General features: G+C 59.5%; 12 protein-coding genes. 9 read left to right on the top strand and 3 right to left on the bottom strand.

The features are described from left to right. Window positions 1-52 precede the first annotated feature (52 nt). Window positions 53-937 carry a LysR family transcriptional regulator gene (locus RYB66_RS18710; protein ID WP_316895125.1) on the bottom strand — a complete coding sequence of 295 codons (885 nt, stop codon included), beginning with the start codon at window positions 935-937 and terminating at the stop codon, window positions 53-55. A gap of 96 nt (window positions 938-1,033) precedes the next feature. On the opposite strand from RYB66_RS18710, the gene RYB66_RS18705 reads away from it, so the two are divergent. The 5 genes from RYB66_RS18705 (at window position 1,034) to RYB66_RS18685 (ending at window position 6,300) form a co-directional block, all read left to right on the top strand. After that, entirely contained in the window at window positions 1,034-2,170 is a 1,137-nt protein-coding gene (locus RYB66_RS18705) for a DSD1 family PLP-dependent enzyme (RefSeq protein ID WP_057405146.1), read from the top strand. Continuing rightward, window positions 2,160-2,552: a RidA family protein gene (locus tag RYB66_RS18700; protein WP_005744616.1), complete on the top strand. Its 393-nt coding sequence runs from the start codon at window positions 2,160-2,162 to the stop codon at window positions 2,550-2,552. The genes RYB66_RS18705 and RYB66_RS18700 overlap by 11 nt, the downstream gene beginning before the upstream one ends. A 19-nt stretch (window positions 2,553-2,571) precedes the next feature. Then, window positions 2,572-3,756, top strand: a complete 1,185-nt coding sequence (locus tag RYB66_RS18695; protein WP_044320921.1) for an NAD(P)/FAD-dependent oxidoreductase — start codon at window positions 2,572-2,574, stop codon at window positions 3,754-3,756. Between the two features lie 38 nt (window positions 3,757-3,794). Next, a complete protein-coding gene (locus tag RYB66_RS18690; protein WP_316895123.1) occupies window positions 3,795-4,655 on the top strand; it encodes a GNAT family N-acetyltransferase in 861 nt (286 codons plus the stop codon). Window positions 4,656-4,839: 184 nt separating this feature from the next. Further along, window positions 4,840-6,300: an aldehyde dehydrogenase family protein gene (locus RYB66_RS18685; protein ID WP_316895121.1), complete on the top strand. Its 1,461-nt coding sequence runs from the start codon at window positions 4,840-4,842 to the stop codon at window positions 6,298-6,300. Between the two features lie 1,453 nt (window positions 6,301-7,753). On the opposite strand, the gene rlmM is transcribed toward RYB66_RS18685, so the two are convergent. Next, window positions 7,754-8,827 carry a 23S rRNA (cytidine(2498)-2'-O)-methyltransferase RlmM gene (gene rlmM / locus RYB66_RS18680; RefSeq protein WP_005744611.1) on the bottom strand — a complete coding sequence of 358 codons (1,074 nt, stop codon included), beginning with the start codon at window positions 8,825-8,827 and terminating at the stop codon, window positions 7,754-7,756. Window positions 8,828-9,019: 192 nt separating this feature from the next. Between rlmM and acnA the strand changes: the two genes are divergently transcribed. From acnA to RYB66_RS18660, 4 genes are all read left to right on the top strand, one after another. After that, window positions 9,020-11,764, top strand: a complete 2,745-nt coding sequence (gene acnA / locus RYB66_RS18675) for an aconitate hydratase AcnA (protein WP_057404200.1) — start codon at window positions 9,020-9,022, stop codon at window positions 11,762-11,764. A gap of 130 nt (window positions 11,765-11,894) precedes the next feature. Next, complete coding sequence (locus RYB66_RS18670; protein WP_010198092.1) at window positions 11,895-12,686, top strand: CPBP family intramembrane glutamic endopeptidase; 792 nt, start codon at window positions 11,895-11,897, stop codon at window positions 12,684-12,686. 96 nt (window positions 12,687-12,782) lie between these two features. After that, complete coding sequence (locus tag RYB66_RS18665; RefSeq protein WP_004665826.1) at window positions 12,783-14,348, top strand: PAS domain-containing methyl-accepting chemotaxis protein; 1,566 nt, start codon at window positions 12,783-12,785, stop codon at window positions 14,346-14,348. 933 nt (window positions 14,349-15,281) lie between these two features. Next, on the top strand, window positions 15,282-15,806 hold the full coding sequence (locus tag RYB66_RS18660; protein WP_316886858.1) for a hypothetical protein: 525 nt from the start codon (window positions 15,282-15,284) through the stop codon (window positions 15,804-15,806). Between the two features lie 64 nt (window positions 15,807-15,870). Here RYB66_RS18660 and RYB66_RS18655 read toward each other — a convergent pair whose 3' ends face one another. Next, window positions 15,871-17,736 carry an autotransporter outer membrane beta-barrel domain-containing protein gene (locus tag RYB66_RS18655; RefSeq protein ID WP_316886874.1) on the bottom strand — a complete coding sequence of 622 codons (1,866 nt, stop codon included), beginning with the start codon at window positions 17,734-17,736 and terminating at the stop codon, window positions 15,871-15,873. Window positions 17,737-17,829: the final 93 nt, after the last annotated feature.

The raw sequence follows: 17,829 nt of genomic DNA, 5'->3' as shown, positions 1-17,829 counted from the left end.
TCAATTGAGGTGTTCGATACTGCGACCAACAGCGCCTACGTGATTAACGTGATCAGCCCTTCAGCGCCGTCTCCAGAAACTCCGTCAGTGCCTGCACCCTGGCGCTGCGGTGCTTGCGCACGGGCACCAGCAGGTTGATCGGCGCGCTGGCCAGTTGCCAATCGGCCAGCACCCTCACCAGCCTGCCGCTGGCAATGGCGTCGCTGACGTCCCACTGCGAGCGCAAGACGATGCCCTGCCCCTGCTCGGCCCAGCGCCGGGCAACCGAGCCGTCGTTGCTGAGCAGCGCAGGCTCGATGCGCAGGGTCTTTTTCGCCTGGCCCTTGCTCAGGTGCCAGAGGGTCACGTCTTCATCGTTTTCGCGAATGCAGATGCAGCGATGACACGCCAGCTCGTCAGGCGTCGAAGGCGCGCCGTGCTGCTCCAGATAAGCCGGGCTGGCGCACAGCCAGCGATGGTTGTGCGCCAACGGTCTGGCGATCCACAGGCTGTCATTGAGGCTGCCGATATGAATCACTGCGTCGCTGTCATGCCGATCGGGCCACGGCGTTTCGCGCAGGTCCAGGTGCAGGCACAACTGCGGATGCAGTTTGGCAAAGCGCGCCAGCAAAGGCGCAATGCGCTGGCGACCGTAACCAAACGGCGCTGCCAGACGCAGGGTGCCGACCAGTCGCTCATCGTGCTGCTTGAACGATTCCGGAAGCGCTTCAAGCTGTTCCAGCAGGTGCGCGCTTTCCTGTGCGAAACGTTCGCCATCGGCCGTCAGGCTCAGGCGTCTGGCGTCGCGATTGGCCAGGGTAATGCCCAACTGCGTCTCCAGCTTGCGCAAGCGCATCGACAGCGCGGGCGGCGAGACATTCAGGACTCTGGCCGCAGCACTGAGGGACTCGCAGCGCGATAGCGCCACGGCCAGACGCAGGTCTTCGATAGCGATCATTCAGCTCAGCTTAAGGATTGATGACAAAGCATTGAACCACAGCTTCATCACCCGTGAGTAGAGTGGCAGCCGTACCCAGTCACGCGAGCTCTGTCCATGTCTGCCCTCTTGTCTTCTCTCGATACGCCTGTCGCGTTGCTTGATGTGCCGCGTATGCAGCGCAATATCCAGCGCATGCAACACCGCATGAATGAGCTGGGTGTGCGTTTGCGTCCGCACGTGAAGACCAGCAAATGCCTGCCTGTGATTCAGGCGCAGATAGCTGCAGGTGCCAGCGGCGTGACGGTCTCGACCCTGAAGGAGGCCGAACACTGCTTTGCCGAGGGCATCAACGACGTGTTCTACGCCGTCGCCATCGCACCCGGCAAACTGGACCAGGCACTCAAACTGCGGCGCAACGGTTGCCGCCTGAGCATCCTGACCGACAGCGTGGTCGCTGCCCAGGCGATTGTCGCCTTCGGCCAGCGACATGATGAGAACTTTGATGTGTGGATCGAAATCGATTGCGACGGCCATCGTTCCGGGCTGACCGTCGACGACCCTTCGCTCGTCGAAGTCGCGAGAACGCTGATCGAGGGCGGCATGCACCTGCGAGGGGTCATGACCCATGCCGGGTCCAGTTACGACCTCGACACCCCCGAAGCGCTGCAAGCCCTCGCCGAGCAGGAGCGCAGGCTTTGCGTCAGCGCCGCCGAGCGCATTCGGCAAGCGGGGCTGCCCTGCGCGGAAGTCAGCATCGGCTCGACGCCTACCGCGCTGTCGGCGCAGAGCCTGCAAGGCGTGACCGAAGTACGTGCCGGGGTCTATGTATTCTTCGATCTGGTGATGCACAACATCGGCGTGTGCCGCGCCGACGAACTGGCCCTGAGTGTGCTGACCACTGTCATCGGCCATCAGCAGGACAAGGGCTGGATCATCGTTGACGCAGGCTGGATGGCCATGAGCCGGGATCGCGGCACCCAGCGCCAGCGTGAGGATTTCGGCTACGGCCAGGTGTGCAGCGAAACCGGCGAGTGGATCGACGGCGCGCGGGTGACGAGTGCCAATCAGGAGCATGGCATCATCACGCTCGCCACCGGCAGCCAGGCAGACATTACTGCGCGCTTCCCCATCGGCAGCCGGCTGCGCATTCTGCCCAACCACGCCTGTGCTACCGGTGCGCAGTTCCCGGACTACCACGCCTGCGATGCCGAAGGCGCAATTCACACCTGGAGTCGCCTGCATGGCTGGTGATATCGAACTGATTCGCACACCCCTGGCCGCCGCGCCAGGCGGGCATTATTCCCAGGCAGTGTTGCATGAAGGCACGCTGCATGTTTCCGGACAACTGCCGGTGCGCGCTGACGGCAGCCACAGCGTCGACGAGCCATTCGAGGTGCAGGCCGCTATTGCGCTGGACAACCTGGCTGCCATTCTTGAGGCAGCAGGATGCACGACCGATGACCTGCTGAAAGTGACCATTTACATCGCAGGCATCCAGCACTGGCCGGCCTTCGATCGCATTTATGCAGGCTATTTAGGCGACCATCGCCCGGCCCGCGCCGTGGTGCCGGTTCCAGAATTGCACCACGGCTACCTGATCGAGATCGAAGCCCTGGCGCGCACCGTACGATGAACACTATCGGGAGCACCTCATGACCCCGCAAAAAAGCGACGTTCTGATTATCGGCGGCGGCTTCATGGGCTCGTCATCAGCGTTTTTCCTGCGCCAGCACGGGCGCTCGGTAACTCTGCTGGAGCGCGACCAGATCGGCCAGTACGCCAGCGGCGTCAACTTCGGCAACGTGCGCCGCCAGGGCCGCTTTCTCGGCCAGCTGGAACTCTCCAATCGCTCCTGGGCGCTGTGGAAACGCCTGCCCGAACTGATCGGCGAAGACCTGGAGTTCATTCCAAGCGGCCATATGCGCGTGTGTTATCGCGAAGACGAAATCGCTGAACTGGAGGCCTATGCCGCCGCACCCGAAGCCCGCGAGCTGGATTTGCAGGTGATCAGGGGCAAGACGCTGCATGAGCGCTTCCCGTTTCTCGGCCCGGAGGTCAAAGGCGGCTCTTATGCGCCCCACGACGGGCACGCCAACCCGCGCCTGGCCGCACCCGCCTTCGCCCGTGCGGCGATTCGCGCCGGGGCAAGAATCGAAGAGCGCACCGAGGTGGCAGAGGTGCAGAAGGTCGGCGGCGAGTTTCACGTCAGCACCACCGACGGCCAGTTGTTCGTCGCCGAGCAATTGCTGATCACCGCCGGGGCCTGGGCGGCCAAGCTGGCCGAGCAGTTCGGCGAGCCGGTTCCGCTGGAGCCCAACGGGCCGCAAATGTCAGTGACCGAACCGGTGCCCTACGCCCTGCCGACGGTGATCGGAGTGTTCACCAAAATCAAGGAAGAAGTGATCTATTTCCGCCAGATACCGCGCGGCAACATCATCATCGGCGGTGGTAATCGCAACAAACCGGACATGCTCAACCGCCGCGCCTACTTCAAACCGGAAAGCCTGATCAACCAGATGAAGCAGATGAAACGCCTGTTACCCGGCGCAGAGAAGCTGAACATCATCCGTGTCTGGAGCGGCATCGAGAGCTATACGCCGGATTCGCTGCCGATCATGGGCCGCAGTGGAAAGGTGGACGGCCTGTTCTACGCGTTTGGCTTCTGCGGCCACGGCTTTCAGCTCGGCCCCGGCGTCGGCGATGTTATGGCCGAGCTGATCAGCACCGGCAGCACGCGCACGCTGATCTCCCCATTCGATATCCGCCGCTTCACCGACCCGACGGCCATCGAGATGCCGTTCACGTCCAGCCTGATGAGCACAGGCAAGCTCATATGAGCCGAAACGACCCACTTCGCCCTTGCAACGGAGGCTCCATGCACGCGACCCCAGATACCCTCTATCGATATCGCCCGGTGACTGAGGCGGACATTCCTGCGGCCCATGCCCTCTCGGTACACCTCAAATGGCCGCACCGCGAAGAAGACTGGGCCATGGTGCAACGCACCTCCGAGGGTTTTGTCGCCGAACATAACGGCCAACTGGTGGGCGTGGCATTCACCTGCCATCAGGGCGACTGGTCATCCATAGGTCTGGTGATTGTCAGCGATGAACATCAGGGCAAAGGCATCGGTCGCCGCCTGATGCATCTGTGCCTTGACGCAACCGCACCGCGCACACCGATCCTCAATGCCACAGAACTGGGCGCGCCGTTGTACCGGAGCCTTGGCTTTGTCGATTTTGCGCGGATCCAGCAGCATCAGGGCATTGCTGACCTGTCAGGGCTGGCGACACCGAGCGATGGTCTGCCGATTCGCACGCTAGGTCAGGCCGACCATGCCGAACTGATCAGGCTGGCCAACGCGGGCAGCGGTCTGGATCGCACCGTCGTGCTGAATGACCTGTTGTCGCGCGATGCAGAAGAGGTGGTGGGCATCGACCATGAGGGGCGCCTGACAGGCATCGCCCTGCTGCGCCGCTTCGGCCGCGGGCATATCATCGGCCCGCTGGTGGCCGGTGATGCAGAGCAGGCCCGGCAATTGATTGCCCACCTGTTGCAACAGATACCCGGTATGTTCGTGCGCTTCGACATTCTGGCTGATTGCGGCCTGGCGCCGTGGCTCGAAAGCCTGGGCCTGCCGTGTGTCGACAGGGCACCGCGCATGGTGCTCGGAACGCCACCGCCATCAAGCAAGAACGTGCAGCAGTTTGCACTGGTGACCCAGGCCATAGGCTGAAATCAGCGCGGATAAAGCCCCGGAACAGGTCCGCAATGTTAGCGGGTTGCATACAGCAGATTATTCTTTGCAGACCGGCAGATCGGCGCTTTTTATCCAGACCGCTTTGTTAGCTTATAGGCATATAACGGCCTGATATCAAACGGCCTGACCTCGCCCATTATCGCTCCAGGGAGCTCGCTGGATGACCTCACAGTCCTTGAACAGCCATCGCGTTGATCCAGACACCGCGCAGAAATTCTATATCGATGGTCGCTGGTCGGCGCCGCTCAACCCGGCCAGTATTGCGGTGATCAACCCGGCGACCGAAGAAGTGGTGGCGCACGTTGCCAGAGGCTCGGCCGCCGACGTCGACCGCGCGGTTGCAGCGGCGCGGGCAGCCTTTGCGGGCTGGTCCGGCACCTCTGCGCACGCCCGGGCCGAGATAATCGGGCGCATCCACGAGCTTATCCTGGAGCGCAAGGAACAGCTGGCGCAGGCCATCTCGCTGGAGATGGGCGCAGCTATCAGTTCTGCGCGGGCGATGCAGGTGCCGCTTGCCGCAGAGCACGTTCGTGTTGCGCGTGACCTGCTGGCGACCTATCGCTTCCAGAGCGTCGAAAGCGGCACCGCGATTGAACGCGAACCCATCGGTGTGTGCGGGCTGATCACGCCGTGGAACTGGCCGCTGTATCAAATTACTGCAAAAGTCGCCCCGGCGATTGCCGCTGGCTGCACAGTGGTGCTCAAGCCCAGCGAACTGTCGCCGCTAAGCGCCTTGCTGTTCGCGCAACTGATTCACGATGCGGGTCTGCCGCCTGGGGTATTCAATCTGGTCAATGGCAGCGGCCCTGAAGTGGGCGGCGCGATGGCTGCGCACCCTGACATCGACATGATCTCGATCACCGGGTCCAACCGTGCAGGCGCATTGGTGGCGCAGGCCGCCGCACCGACTGTGAAACGGGTGACTCAGGAACTGGGCGGTAAATCACCGAATATTCTGCTGCCGGACGCTGATTTCGCCAAAGCCGTGCCGCCCGGCGTAATGGCCGCGTTCCGCAATGTTGGCCAGTCTTGCAGTGCGCCGACCCGCATGATCGTGCCCAGAAGCCGGCTGGCAGAAGTCGAAGCGCTGGCTGCCGAAACGGCTGCGGCAATCATTGTGGGAGATCCGCAGCGGGAGGAAACAGTGCTGGGCCCGATCGCCAACGAGGCACAGTTTCACCGCGTACAGGCGATGATCGATGCCGGGCTGAGTGAAGGCGCGAAGCTGGTCTGCGGCGGGCCAGGCCGTGTGCAAGGCCATGAGCAAGGCTTCTACACCCGGCCGACGGTATTTTCCGAAGTGGACTCGTCCATGCGTATCGCCCGGGAAGAAATATTTGGTCCGGTGCTGTGCCTGATTGCCTACGACACGGTTGATGAGGCCGTGGCGATTGCCAACGACACCGTTTACGGTCTGGGCGCGCATGTACAGGGGCAGGATCTTGAGCAGGCCCGTTCGGTGGCTTCGCGCATTCGTGCCGGACAAGTGCATCTGAACTACCCCGCCTGGAACCCGATGGCCCCGTTCGGCGGCTACAAGCGCTCGGGCAATGGCCGTGAGTATGGCGTGCATGGCTTTGAAGAGTATCTGGAGACCAAGGCTATTGTGGGGTTTGGTTGAGTGGCGCTGGTGCTGAAAGTCCGGAAAATGGGCTCAGACTACGATGAGGATCGTTCCAACGCTCCGCGTGGGAATGCAGTTCGTGACGCTCTGCGTCACATAGCGGTTCTGTGGCGTCAGCTGGATTGGCGTTCGGCCCAGATTCTCGTTCCCACGCTCCGCGTGGTAATGCCTTTCGTGACGCTCTGCGTCACACAGTTCTGCGATTCAGTGAGATTCAGGGTCGACTCAGGTCACCTTTTCGCCCCTCGGCGAGTGACTTTGACGGGGCAAAGTAACCAAACCCCTCGCTCCTGTTTCCGGCCCGACTTCGTCGGGTTCCTTCGCCCTGACACTGATCCGGGGGTCGCCGCAACGGGCCATCCATGGCCCGGTGCGGCTAGCCTGGCGTCCTGCCAGGCTACCCCCGCATCAGCGCCAAGACTCAGCCGTCACTAACGTCGCACTCTGCGTCGTCAGTGCCATCGCGGTTAAAAAGCACTGCGTTTGATTATAGTGCCTGCGCTCCGCGTAGGCATGCAGTTCGTGACGCTCTGCGTCACACATCGGTTCTGTGGTTTCAGGTGGATTGAAGGTCGACTCAGGTCACCTTTTCGCCCCTCGGCGAGTGACTTTGACGGGGCAAAGTAACCAAACCCCTCGCTCCTGTTTCCGGCCCGACTGCGTCGGGTTCCTTCGCCCTGACACTGATCCGGGGGTCGCCGCAACGGGCCATCCATGGCCCGGTGCGGCTAGCCTGGCGTCCTGCCAGGCTACCCCCGGATCAGCGCCAGGACTCAGCCGTCACTAACGTCGCACTCTGCGTCGTCAGTGACATCGCGATAAAAAGCGCTTTCGGATGCAGCGACTACGTATAGGGCATGACGCCATCCAGCATCACCCACGCCATGATTATCGTGCCTGCGCAGGTGGCAGGTGACTTCTTCTCGATTGTAGTAAGGCTATTGATTATCGTGCCTGCGCTCCGCGTAGGCATGCAGTTCGTGACGCTCTGCGTCACACAGCGGTTCTGTGGTTTCAGGTAGATTGAAGGTCGACTCAGGTCACCTTTTCGCCCGTCGGCGAGTGACTTTGACGGGGCAAAGTAACCAAACCCCCTCGCTCCTGTTTCCGGCCCGACTTCGTCGGGTTCCTTCGCCCTGACACTGATCCGGGGGTCGCCGCAACGGGCCATCCATGGCCCGGTGCGGCTAGCCTGGCGTCCTGCCAGGCTACCCCCGGATCAGCGCCAGGACTCAGCCGTCACTAACGTCGCACCCTGCGTCGACAGTGCCATCGCGGATGAAAAGCACTGCATTTGCAGCGACTGCGTGTAAGGCATGACATTGTTTCGTATCGAAGATTTGTGACGCAGAGCGTCACGAACTGCGTACCAACGCGGAGCATTGGCACGATAATCCGATAGTCACTGAAATCCGATAGTCACTGAAGCATGCGGCGCGAGTGTGAGAAATCACTTTCTGGCCGCTTTGGCCACATCAAGCCTGCGCAGGTGGCAGGTGACTTCTTCGCGGTCGTGGTAGAGCTGTTTGCAGCCGATCGACACCCGTACGCCACGCGCCTGAAAGCCTTCTTCGATACGGTCGAGCAAGCGGCGTACTTCGGCGTAGCGCTGTTTCATCGGCAGTTTGAGGTTGACCACTGCTTCGCGGCAAAGGCCTTCACCCAGCCAGGTTTCCAGCAACGCGGCATTGCGCGCAGGCTTCTCGACGATGTCGCAGACCATCCAGTCCACCGGGTGCCGGGGTTTGTAGGTAAAACCGTCAGCCATCAAGTGCTGGACCAGCCCGGTATCCATCAGGCTTTCCGCCATCGGCCCGTTATCGATGGCCGTCACCAGCATGCCCCGGCGCACCAGTTGATACGTCCAGCCACCCGGTGCGGCGCCAAGGTCCACGCCGGTCATGTCGCCGGAAAGGCGTTCTTCCCACTGGTCTCTGGGAATGAAATGGTGCCATGCCTCTTCCAGCTTCAAGGTGGAACGGCTAGGCGCCTCGCGGGGAAACTTGAGGCGCGGGATGCCCATCGGCCACATGGCAGAGTTGTCCGCATCGGCCAGACCGAGAAACACTTCACGGCCACTCTTGAAGGTCAGTAACAGACGCGGCTTGCGCGGATCGTCAACCAGCTTGCCTGCCTGCATCAGAGCCTTGCGCAGCGGTGCCTCGAACTTCTTGCAGAAATTCGACAGCTCCTTGCCGTCGTTGGTATCCACGACCTCAAGCCACAGGCTGCCGCAGGCCGGAAACGCCGAAAGCTGCGCAAGGATCACACTGATGCGATCGGTTTCCGGCAACTCGAGAAACATCCCCCGCGCCCATTGCCGGGGAAAGATCAGCGCGTCGAAACGCTGACCATTCATCAACCGTTCGGCACCATCCGCCTCGGTGCAGATGAATTCGGCACAGGCGGTATCGGGACGTGCCTTGGCATACCCGGCAACGTCAAGGCGCGCAGCGTGATCGGATATCTCCGAGCAGACTTCACCTTCAAAACCGGGTCTGCAATGCATAAACAGTGTATTCATGGGTTACTCCTGGGCAATGGGCACTCGGGCGTAACCCCGCAGACTTGAAAGCCGCGCATGATAGCCCAATCCAGGAACCACTGGTGCTGCACAACAGTCCACAACAGTTGAAGCCTGATGCGGCGCTCCCGACCTGATGCACATGGAGCCCGTGAACCGATGTTCGGAGAACAATCCAGAAAGGAGACATTCATGCCCTCCCTCGATAGCCTGAAGAGCCTGAAAACGCTCGAAATCGACAACAAGACCTACCATTACTTCAGCCTGCCGGAAGCTGCCCGCTCCCTTGGCGACCTCGACAAGCTGCCCATGTCACTCAAAGTGCTGCTGGAAAACCTGCTGCGTTGGGAGGACAACAAGACCGTCACCGGTAACGACCTCAAGGCTATTGCCGACTGGCTGACCGAGCGCCGTTCGGACCGGGAAATTCAATACCGCCCTGCCCGCGTGCTGATGCAGGACTTCACCGGTGTGCCGGCAGTGGTCGATCTGGCCGCCATGCGCGCTGCCGTGGCCAAGGCTGGTGGTGACCCGCAGCGCATCAACCCGCTGTCCCCGGTGGACCTGGTCATCGACCACTCGGTGATGGTCGACAAGTTTGGCAACGCCGAAGCGTTCGGCGAGAACGTCGACATCGAAATGCAGCGCAACGGTGAGCGCTACGCGTTCCTGCGCTGGGGCCAGAGCGCTTTCGATAACTTCAGCGTAGTGCCGCCCGGCACCGGCATTTGCCATCAGGTGAACCTCGAATACCTGGGCCGCACTGTGTGGACCAAGGAAGAAGACGGCCGCACTTACGCGTTCCCCGACACCCTGGTCGGCACCGATTCGCACACCACGATGATCAATGGCCTGGGCGTACTGGGCTGGGGCGTGGGTGGGATCGAAGCCGAGGCGGCGATGCTTGGCCAGCCAGTGTCGATGCTGATCCCGGAAGTCATCGGTTTCAGGCTGACCGGCAAATTGAAGGAAGGCATCACCGCCACCGATCTGGTGCTGACCGTCACCCAGATGCTGCGCAAGAAAGGTGTGGTCGGCAAGTTTGTCGAGTTCTACGGCGACGGCCTGGCTGATCTGCCACTGGCAGACCGGGCGACCATTGCCAACATGGCACCGGAGTACGGCGCGACCTGTGGTTTCTTCCCGGTCGATGAGGTGACGCTGGACTACCTGCGTCTGTCCGGTCGTCCTGACGAGACCGTCAAGCTGGTCGAGGCGTATTGCAAGGCTCAGGGCCTGTGGCGTCTGGCAGGTCAGGAACCGGTGTTCAGCGACAGTCTGGAACTGGACATGAGTACCGTGGAAGCCAGCCTTGCAGGCCCCAAACGTCCTCAAGACCGTGTCGCGCTGCCGAATGTATCCAAGGCATTCAGCGACTTTCTCGGTTTGCAGGTCAAGCCCGCCAAGGTCGACGAAGGTCGTCTGGAAAGCGAAGGCGGCGGCGGTGTCGCGGTGGGCAACGAGGCTCAGGTCAGCGGTGAAACCCAGTATGAGTACAACGGCCAGACCTATAACCTGAAGGACGGTGCCGTGGTCATCGCGGCGATCACCTCCTGCACCAACACCTCAAACCCCAGCGTCATGATGGCCGCCGGGCTGGTGGCGAAAAAAGCTGTCCAGAAAGGCCTGAAGCGCAAGCCCTGGGTGAAAAGCTCGCTGGCCCCCGGTTCGAAAGTCGTGACCGACTATTACAACGCAGCAGGTCTGACCCAATACCTCGATGCCCTGGGCTTCGATCTGGTCGGTTACGGCTGCACCACCTGCATCGGCAACTCCGGACCGCTGCTGGAGCCTATCGAAAAAGCCATTCAGCAATCCGACCTGACAGTGGCCTCGGTGCTCTCGGGCAACCGCAACTTCGAGGGCCGCGTCCATCCGCTGGTCAAGACCAACTGGCTGGCATCGCCGCCTCTGGTAGTTGCCTACGCGCTGGCAGGCTCGGTACGCATCGACATCAGCAGCGAGCCACTGGGCGAAGGGTCGGACGGCAAACCGGTTTACCTGCGCGATATCTGGCCAAGCCAGCAGGAAATCGCCGACGCGGTGGCCAGCGTCAACACCGGTATGTTCCACAAGGAATACGCCGAAGTGTTTGCCGGTGACGAACAATGGCAAGCCATCGAAGTGCCACAGGCCGCCACTTATGTCTGGCAGGACGACTCCACGTACATTCAGCACCCGCCGTTCTTCGAAGACATCGGTGGTCCATTACCGGTTATCGAAGACGTGGAAAACGCGCGCATCCTCGCCTTGCTGGGCGACTCGGTGACCACCGACCACATCTCCCCTGCCGGGAATATCAAGGTCGACAGCCCCGCCGGACGCTACCTTCAGGAAAAAGGCGTCAAATATCAGGACTTCAACTCCTACGGCTCACGCCGCGGTAACCACGAAGTGATGATGCGCGGCACTTTCGCCAATATCCGCATTCGCAACGAAATGCTCGGCGGTGAGGAAGGCGGTAACACGTTGCATGTGCCCTCCGGCGAGAAGCTGGCGATATACGATGCAGCCATGCGCTACCAGGCAGAAAATACGCCGCTGGTGATCATCGCAGGGCTGGAATACGGCACTGGCTCCAGTCGTGACTGGGCGGCCAAGGGTACTAATCTGTTAGGCGTCAAAGCTGTCATCGCCGAAAGCTTCGAACGGATTCACCGCTCGAATCTGGTCGGTATGGGCGTGCTGCCTTTGCAGTTCAAAAACGGCCAGACGCGCAAGACACTGGGCCTGACCGGCAAGGAAACGCTGAAAATCACCGGACTGACCAACGCCGACGTGCAACCGGGCATGAGCCTGACTCTGCATATCAACCGCCAAGACGGCAGCAAGGAAACCGTTGACGTGCTGTGCCGCATCGACACGCTTAACGAGGTGGAATACTTCAAGGCGGGGGGCATTCTGCATTACGTGTTGCGACAGCTGATCGCTTCCTGACACGCATTGCCTGACACGCAGCCTGCCCCCGCTTAGGGGTCAGGCTCGTGCATGAAGATTTGTATAAGCTCAAACCGGCATCGCTGGACGTCGGATAGAATCCTGCGCTTCTTGAAGCAGGATGTATCTCATGAGTACGAGGCACTGGCTGGTTCTCTTTCTTCTGAGTGCTGGCTACGCGCTTGCACTGTCCTATGGCAGCCTTGCCCCTTCTGCGGCCGCAAGTTTCGGCCTGTTGCTCGTCGCCTGGTTATGCGTGGCGTTGCCCTCCCATCAATACATCCGCCTTTTTGGTCATGCGCTGTTTATTGTGACGGGCCTCGCATTGGCCTTTCATCTGGCACCCGGCTTCAATAGTGCGCAAGTCATCGAGGCCACACGATTCACGGCCGATGCCCAGGTTTTTTCCATGTCGCTTTATCTGGACAAGCCTCTGATCGGCTTCTGGCTGATACTGGCCTGCCCGTGGATCGTGCCCAGGGTCGACATGACCCATTCGCTGCAAACCGGCGTTCTGGCGTTGATCGTGACGTCAGCGTTCTGCATGACCGCAGCCGTCGTTCTCAACGTTGTCGGCTGGTCACCCAAATGGCCTGATCAAGGCCTGATATGGTTGCTCAACAACCTGCTGCTGGTGACCCTGACCGAAGAACTGTTTTTCCGCGCATATCTGCAAGGCGGTCTGCAGCGCCTGTTCAAGGGCTCTAGGTTTGCGACCGCACTGTCGATCACCCTCGCTGCAAGCCTGTTCGGGCTCGCTCACGCGGGCGCAGGCTGGGAGTGGATGGTGCTGGCGGGCGTGGCAGGTGTGGGGTACGGCATCGCGTTTCGTTTTGGTGGCCTGCAAGCGGCGATTATCAGTCACTTCGGTCTGAATCTGGTGCACTTCGGGCTTTTTACTTATCCCATGCTTGCCCGGTAATGCTGACCGTCCGGTCATTTGTGACGCACCGCTCAATTTATCGATACGCCGGCCGATAACACGCCATAGTCTTCCGGATCGAAGGATCGAAACCCAATGCGCAACAACCAGCCCATCACTCAACATGAGCGGACTTTTCCTGCCGAGCAGCGACTGATCTCCACCACCGACACCCGCGGTACGATCACGTATTGCAACGATGCCTTCGTCGACATCAGTGGTTACAGCGAGGCGGAACTGCTCGGTGCAGCGCACAACACCGTGCGTCACCCGGACGTGCCACCTGCGGTTTTCGAGCACATGTGGACCACTCTCAAAACCGGGCAGCCGTGGATGGGCATCGTCAAGAATCGCTGCAAGAACGGCGATCATTACTGGGTCAACGCCTACGTAACGCCGATGCTGGAAAACCGCAAGGTGGTGGGTTTCGAGTCGGTACGCATCAAACCGACAGCCGAACAGATCCGTCGTGCCGAGGCGCTTTATGCCCGGATCAACAAGGGCAAGAGCGCGATACCGGGCCGCGACAAGTGGCTGCCGATACTTCAGGACTGGCTGCCATTCATTCTGGTCAGTCAACTAAGCTTCCTGATCGGCGTATGGCTCAACTCGCAGTGGGGCTTTGCCCTGGCGGCGGCGCTTTCAGTGCCACTGGGCCTGCTGGGGTTGTCCTGGCAGCAGCGCGGCACCAAACGTTTGTTGCGCCTGGCCGAGCAGACGACCTCTGACCCACTCATCGCACAGATGTATACCGACAGCCGTGGCCCACAAGCGCGCCTGGAAATGTCGATCCTCAGCCAGGAAGCACGTCTGAAGACTTGTCTTACGCGTTTGCAGGACACCGCCGAACACTTGACCAGTCAGGCTCGTCAGTCCAACTCGCTGGCCAATGCCAGTTCGACCGGGCTGGAGCGTCAGCGTGTGGAAACCGAGCAGGTCGCCGCCGCCATCAATCAGATGGCCGCCACTACCCAGGAAGTCGCCAGCCACGTAAACCGTGCTGCCGATGCCACCCAGCAGGCCAATGAACTGACGCGTCGCGGCCGCGATATCGCCGGTGAAACCCGCGAAGCCATTCAGCGCCTGTCCACCTCGGTGGGTGAAACCGGCCTGACCGTGACCCGACTGGCCAAGGACAGCGATGAAATCGGCGGCGTGGTCGATGTGATCAAAGGCATCGCCGACCAGACCAACCTGCTGGCCCTAAACGCCGCGATCGAAGCGGCGCGCGCCGGCGAGATGGGCCGCGGCTTTGCGGTCGTGGCGGATGAAGTACGCCAGTTGGCGCAACGCACCGCCGAGTCCACCGGGCAGATCCATGGTCTGATCGCCAAACTGCAGCAGACCGCCAACGACGCGGTACAAACCATGGACGCAGGTCGCCGTCAGGCAGAAGAAGGCGTGGCCCGGGTGCTGGAAGCGGACCAGGCACTGGTGGGCATCAGCGAGGCCGTCGCCAACATCACTGACATGACCACCCAGATCGCCACTGCCACTGAAGAGCAAAGCGCCGTCGCCGAGGAGATCAACCGCAATATCGCCACCATCGCCAGCCTGGCTGACCAGACATCGGACGAAGCCCATCGCTCGGCAGTGTTGAGTGGTGAACTGACCGATACGGCAAACTCGCAGTATTCGCTGGTGGAGCGGTTTAATCGCTGAGACTTGAGACTGTTTTCAACGCCTCGACAAACTTCGGTTGGTCGGGGCTTTTTTATGGGGTGCCAGTGTTATGCGCGGTTAGCTTTAAATATAAATCTGACAGAATCCTGGAAGCGATCTGAAGACTGCGTAGGATATTTCTTTAACACCTTCGACGACAGAAATTTAGCACTTTTTACCGTTGACAGCGCACTCATACTCCGATGAGTTGAAATTCAAGTGGTGCGGTAGTTATTTATTACCCCCGTAACTATCGTTTATCACTTGAGTAAAAACTTCAGCTCTGCGCCATGTGGCGCCTGCCTTTTTAATTGGAGAGACAACCTGCAGAATTTCAGCGAGTACTATCAATTTTCCACACCCGTGTTCCAGCAGCAAGCCCTATAGATAGCTTTCAGTCAGAGGTTCCTGCCAGCGACCATGTCACGATCAACTATAAGGTCATCGACTGCGCGGACAATGCGTCACTGCTCTCGCACTCCGTGACGCTGTCAATGCAGCTTTAAGCACAGCAGCCTACATTTCTTGCCTACAACCTTGACGGTTTCGCACGCTGATACGTGCGAGACCCTAATGATAAAGTTGAGTGAATATTCCTATGCATGAGTGGGAATCTAGACAAAACGCAGTTTTTTACCTTTTGTAAGATTTATCTGTAGTTAACGTCCTACAGGTATTTCACGCAGAAAAAGTTCAAGAAAAATACCTGCATCCAGCTTTACCCTTTATTTACAGCATCCTTGACACTAATGATCAATAATTTAGTACGCACATGCTACAAAATGTAACTGCACAACCATACACAACCCATGCATGGCTTTGAAATGGGCAGACACTTGACCTGAACACTTATGTGCCTTGTAATATTTCCGCTGCCGACAACTGCCGGCATATACATAACAACTCAACTTAATGTCAATAAAAGAGTTTACGATGGATAAAGAACAATCCACGGATGTAGCGGCGCGCACCCAAAAAGAAAAAAACAACCCCAAAAGCGCGAGTGCTGTTCAAGAAGCCCCACTCCACGAGAGCCTCTACCGACAGGCGAGCCCCCTCCATCTTCCGTCCGATATTTCCAGTACGCTGAAAGCACCTGTGCTGCCTGACATCGATCCTGATTCCATCAGTCACGAGCAGGCACATGCGGGCATTACCATTCATATCCCCGGGTCAGTCAAAATGTGCTGGGGTGACGAAATCCATTTCTATTGGGGGAAAAACCTGTCATCGACAACGCTTTTCCATCGGGTAGGCGAAAACAGCGTGGTACGTGTGCTGTGTATTTCCTACAACTTCACGCCCTATGTTCAGTACGGTCTGGTTGACCTGTATTACGAGCTTTATCGCGATCATCGCCTGATCGGCACATCGCCGGTGTTGCGGGTGAACGTCAACTACGCAGTGCCTGTCACGTCCCGACAGAGGCAACGCAAACGCAGGTTTATCGATCAATAACTGAAGAGCCCCCGGTGATCACTCACCGGGGGCTCCGGTGTTGCTCAGGCACTGGCCTTAAGAATCAGAATGCCAGGCGTAGCCCCACATTTGCCCCCCAGGGTTGCTCGATATGCCGACCTTTCATGTAATCGAAGTCTGCATGCAGTTTCAGACGTTCGGACAGCGACACCGATACCCCGGCGCCCAGTTCGCCGCGAGAACCGAACAGGCTGTTATCAAATTTAACATCGTTGGCTTTCACCTCGTTATGGCGCGAAAACTCCTGCGCAATGGCGACACGCACATAAGGCTGCAGCACTCCGCCATCCTTGAGCGCAACACTGCGGCCCAGCGAGGTGCCGACCTTGCCCAGTACTGACTGGGTGTGGTCGTTCTTCGCCTTCATGCCATTATCCAGACGCAGCTCCTGTCCCTGAACGACAACGCTGGACAGCTGAGCGAAGGGCTCAAGGAAGTAATCGTCCGCCAGCTTGATGTGGCGGCCGAACTCTACCCAGCCCCCTACCCCGTTGTTGGTGTAGTCACCCTTGGCCTTGCTTGCATCGCTCATGGCAACATCTGCCTTGTTGCGAAAGCGGTTGAGTTTGAGCACCCCGTCAACGTAGTAGCCGTCGTCCGACAGCCAAGTGGCATAGGCACCTGCATAGTAGCTGTCGACTTTTCCCGTAGTACCACGGCTCAAATCGATACCGGACGTGCTGTACCCTCCCAGCACACCCAACACCAATTGGCCGCTGCTGACCTCGACAGGCGCATCGGCACCCAGCGACAGGCCACTTTGCTTCTGCCGATAGTCGACACCATCACTGGTCGTGGCATTAAGCCTGTTGCCATAGGCACGCATCCAGCCGCCCGCCCTGCCGCTTGCGCGAACCTCGCCCATGCGCGAACGCAGGGTAGAGAGCTCACTCATCCAGATGGCAGGTGCCGCGCTGTAAAGCGCAAGCGCGCTCTGGGTCGAGGGGCTTATGACCTTATCTTTACCGACGATGAACCAGTCATTGCCCTGTTGCTCCAGCAGATACGAATAGGCGCCGAGGTCGACACGCCCGCCCAGCAGGCTGAATTGCGCGTCACCACCTTCGGTATGCACCACCTTGAGCGGTGCCATGTCAGCAGAGACAACCTCCACCCCCGTGTTGCGCACCCGCAACCCGAACTGACCACTGGCCTGGCCGTTGACGTCGATGAGATCTCCGACACCGTTGTCCAGATCCACGCGCAAACCAAACGTGCCGCCCCCTGACAACTCATTCAGCGAAAGTGTATGGAACCCTTCACCAGCAAACGAAACCCTCCCCCCGTGCAGGGAAAGCGACTTGACGGCATTGTCGCCCTGCATCTGCCAGTGACTGCCCGAGGTAATCGCCAGACGGTTGCCATTGACGATGTCGCCGTTCAATTGCGCGTCGTTTTGCAGCGTGATGTTCAGGATGCTGGTGTCATCGGCGACAAGGTCGCCGTAGAGGGTGCTGTTGTCGACGTTGAAGTTGACAGTGCTGTGATCTTCCACCTCCAGCAGGTTGCCATTTCCGGCCCATAGCTCGGAATGGTTTTGCACAGCAATGTCGGCCTCGATGTCGAGCGCAGCGCGCTGGTTTACTTTGATGGCGGCCCCGGCCAAACCCTGGACTATCGATCGGTCAATCACAGCAACGGACTTGTTTCCGACCAGTATTCCGGCTTGGGATCCATCTACCAGATGGATTCCATTCATGTCGCCTGTCACATGACTGTTGTCGGCGATCAGCACATTGGCGCCAGAAACAAAAATCCCCTGGCCACTTTTGCTTTGCGACGCAAACCCGCGCACATCGGTATTGAAAATACTCAGCGCCCCCCACAACCCGACTGAAATACCGTAGCCCGATCCCGATACATCGCTTGAATGAGCCGATACCGTGGAGCCAGGGTTGATAGAGCCCATCACTCCATGAAGAACGATGCCGCTATCTGTCGCGTTTTTCACGGTAGCGTTGGAGAGATTACCCAGCGCATCGGAAAGGCTGATACCGCTCTC

Source organism: Pseudomonas syringae group sp. 243L2 (genome assembly GCF_032587875.1).
Taxonomy (GTDB): domain Bacteria; phylum Pseudomonadota; class Gammaproteobacteria; order Pseudomonadales; family Pseudomonadaceae; genus Aquipseudomonas; species Aquipseudomonas amygdali.
Note: the sequence above shows the minus strand (reverse complement) of the source record. Positions and strands in the feature narration are given on the sequence as shown.

Excerpts from the sequence above, each read along its gene's own strand:
- RYB66_RS18690 (WP_316895123.1), top strand. The coding sequence starts at position 3,795 with ATGCACGCGACCCCAGATACCCTCTATCGATATCGCCCGGTGACTGAG.
- rlmM (WP_005744611.1), bottom strand. The coding sequence starts at position 8,827 with ATGAATACACTGTTTATGCATTGCAGACCCGGTTTTGAAGGTGAAGTC.
- acnA (WP_057404200.1), top strand. The coding sequence starts at position 9,020 with ATGCCCTCCCTCGATAGCCTGAAGAGCCTGAAAACGCTCGAAATCGAC.
- RYB66_RS18660 (WP_316886858.1), top strand. The coding sequence starts at position 15,282 with ATGGATAAAGAACAATCCACGGATGTAGCGGCGCGCACCCAAAAAGAA.
- RYB66_RS18700 (WP_005744616.1), top strand. The coding sequence starts at position 2,160 with ATGGCTGGTGATATCGAACTGATTCGCACACCCCTGGCCGCCGCGCCA.
- RYB66_RS18695 (WP_044320921.1), top strand. The coding sequence starts at position 2,572 with ATGACCCCGCAAAAAAGCGACGTTCTGATTATCGGCGGCGGCTTCATG.
- RYB66_RS18655 (WP_316886874.1), bottom strand. The coding sequence starts at position 17,736 with ATGGGCTCTATCAACCCTGGCTCCACGGTATCGGCTCATTCAAGCGAT.
- RYB66_RS18685 (WP_316895121.1), top strand. The coding sequence starts at position 4,840 with ATGACCTCACAGTCCTTGAACAGCCATCGCGTTGATCCAGACACCGCG.
- RYB66_RS18710 (WP_316895125.1), bottom strand. The coding sequence starts at position 937 with ATGATCGCTATCGAAGACCTGCGTCTGGCCGTGGCGCTATCGCGCTGC.
- RYB66_RS18670 (WP_010198092.1), top strand. The coding sequence starts at position 11,895 with ATGAGTACGAGGCACTGGCTGGTTCTCTTTCTTCTGAGTGCTGGCTAC.
- RYB66_RS18665 (WP_004665826.1), top strand. The coding sequence starts at position 12,783 with ATGCGCAACAACCAGCCCATCACTCAACATGAGCGGACTTTTCCTGCC.
- RYB66_RS18705 (WP_057405146.1), top strand. The coding sequence starts at position 1,034 with ATGTCTGCCCTCTTGTCTTCTCTCGATACGCCTGTCGCGTTGCTTGAT.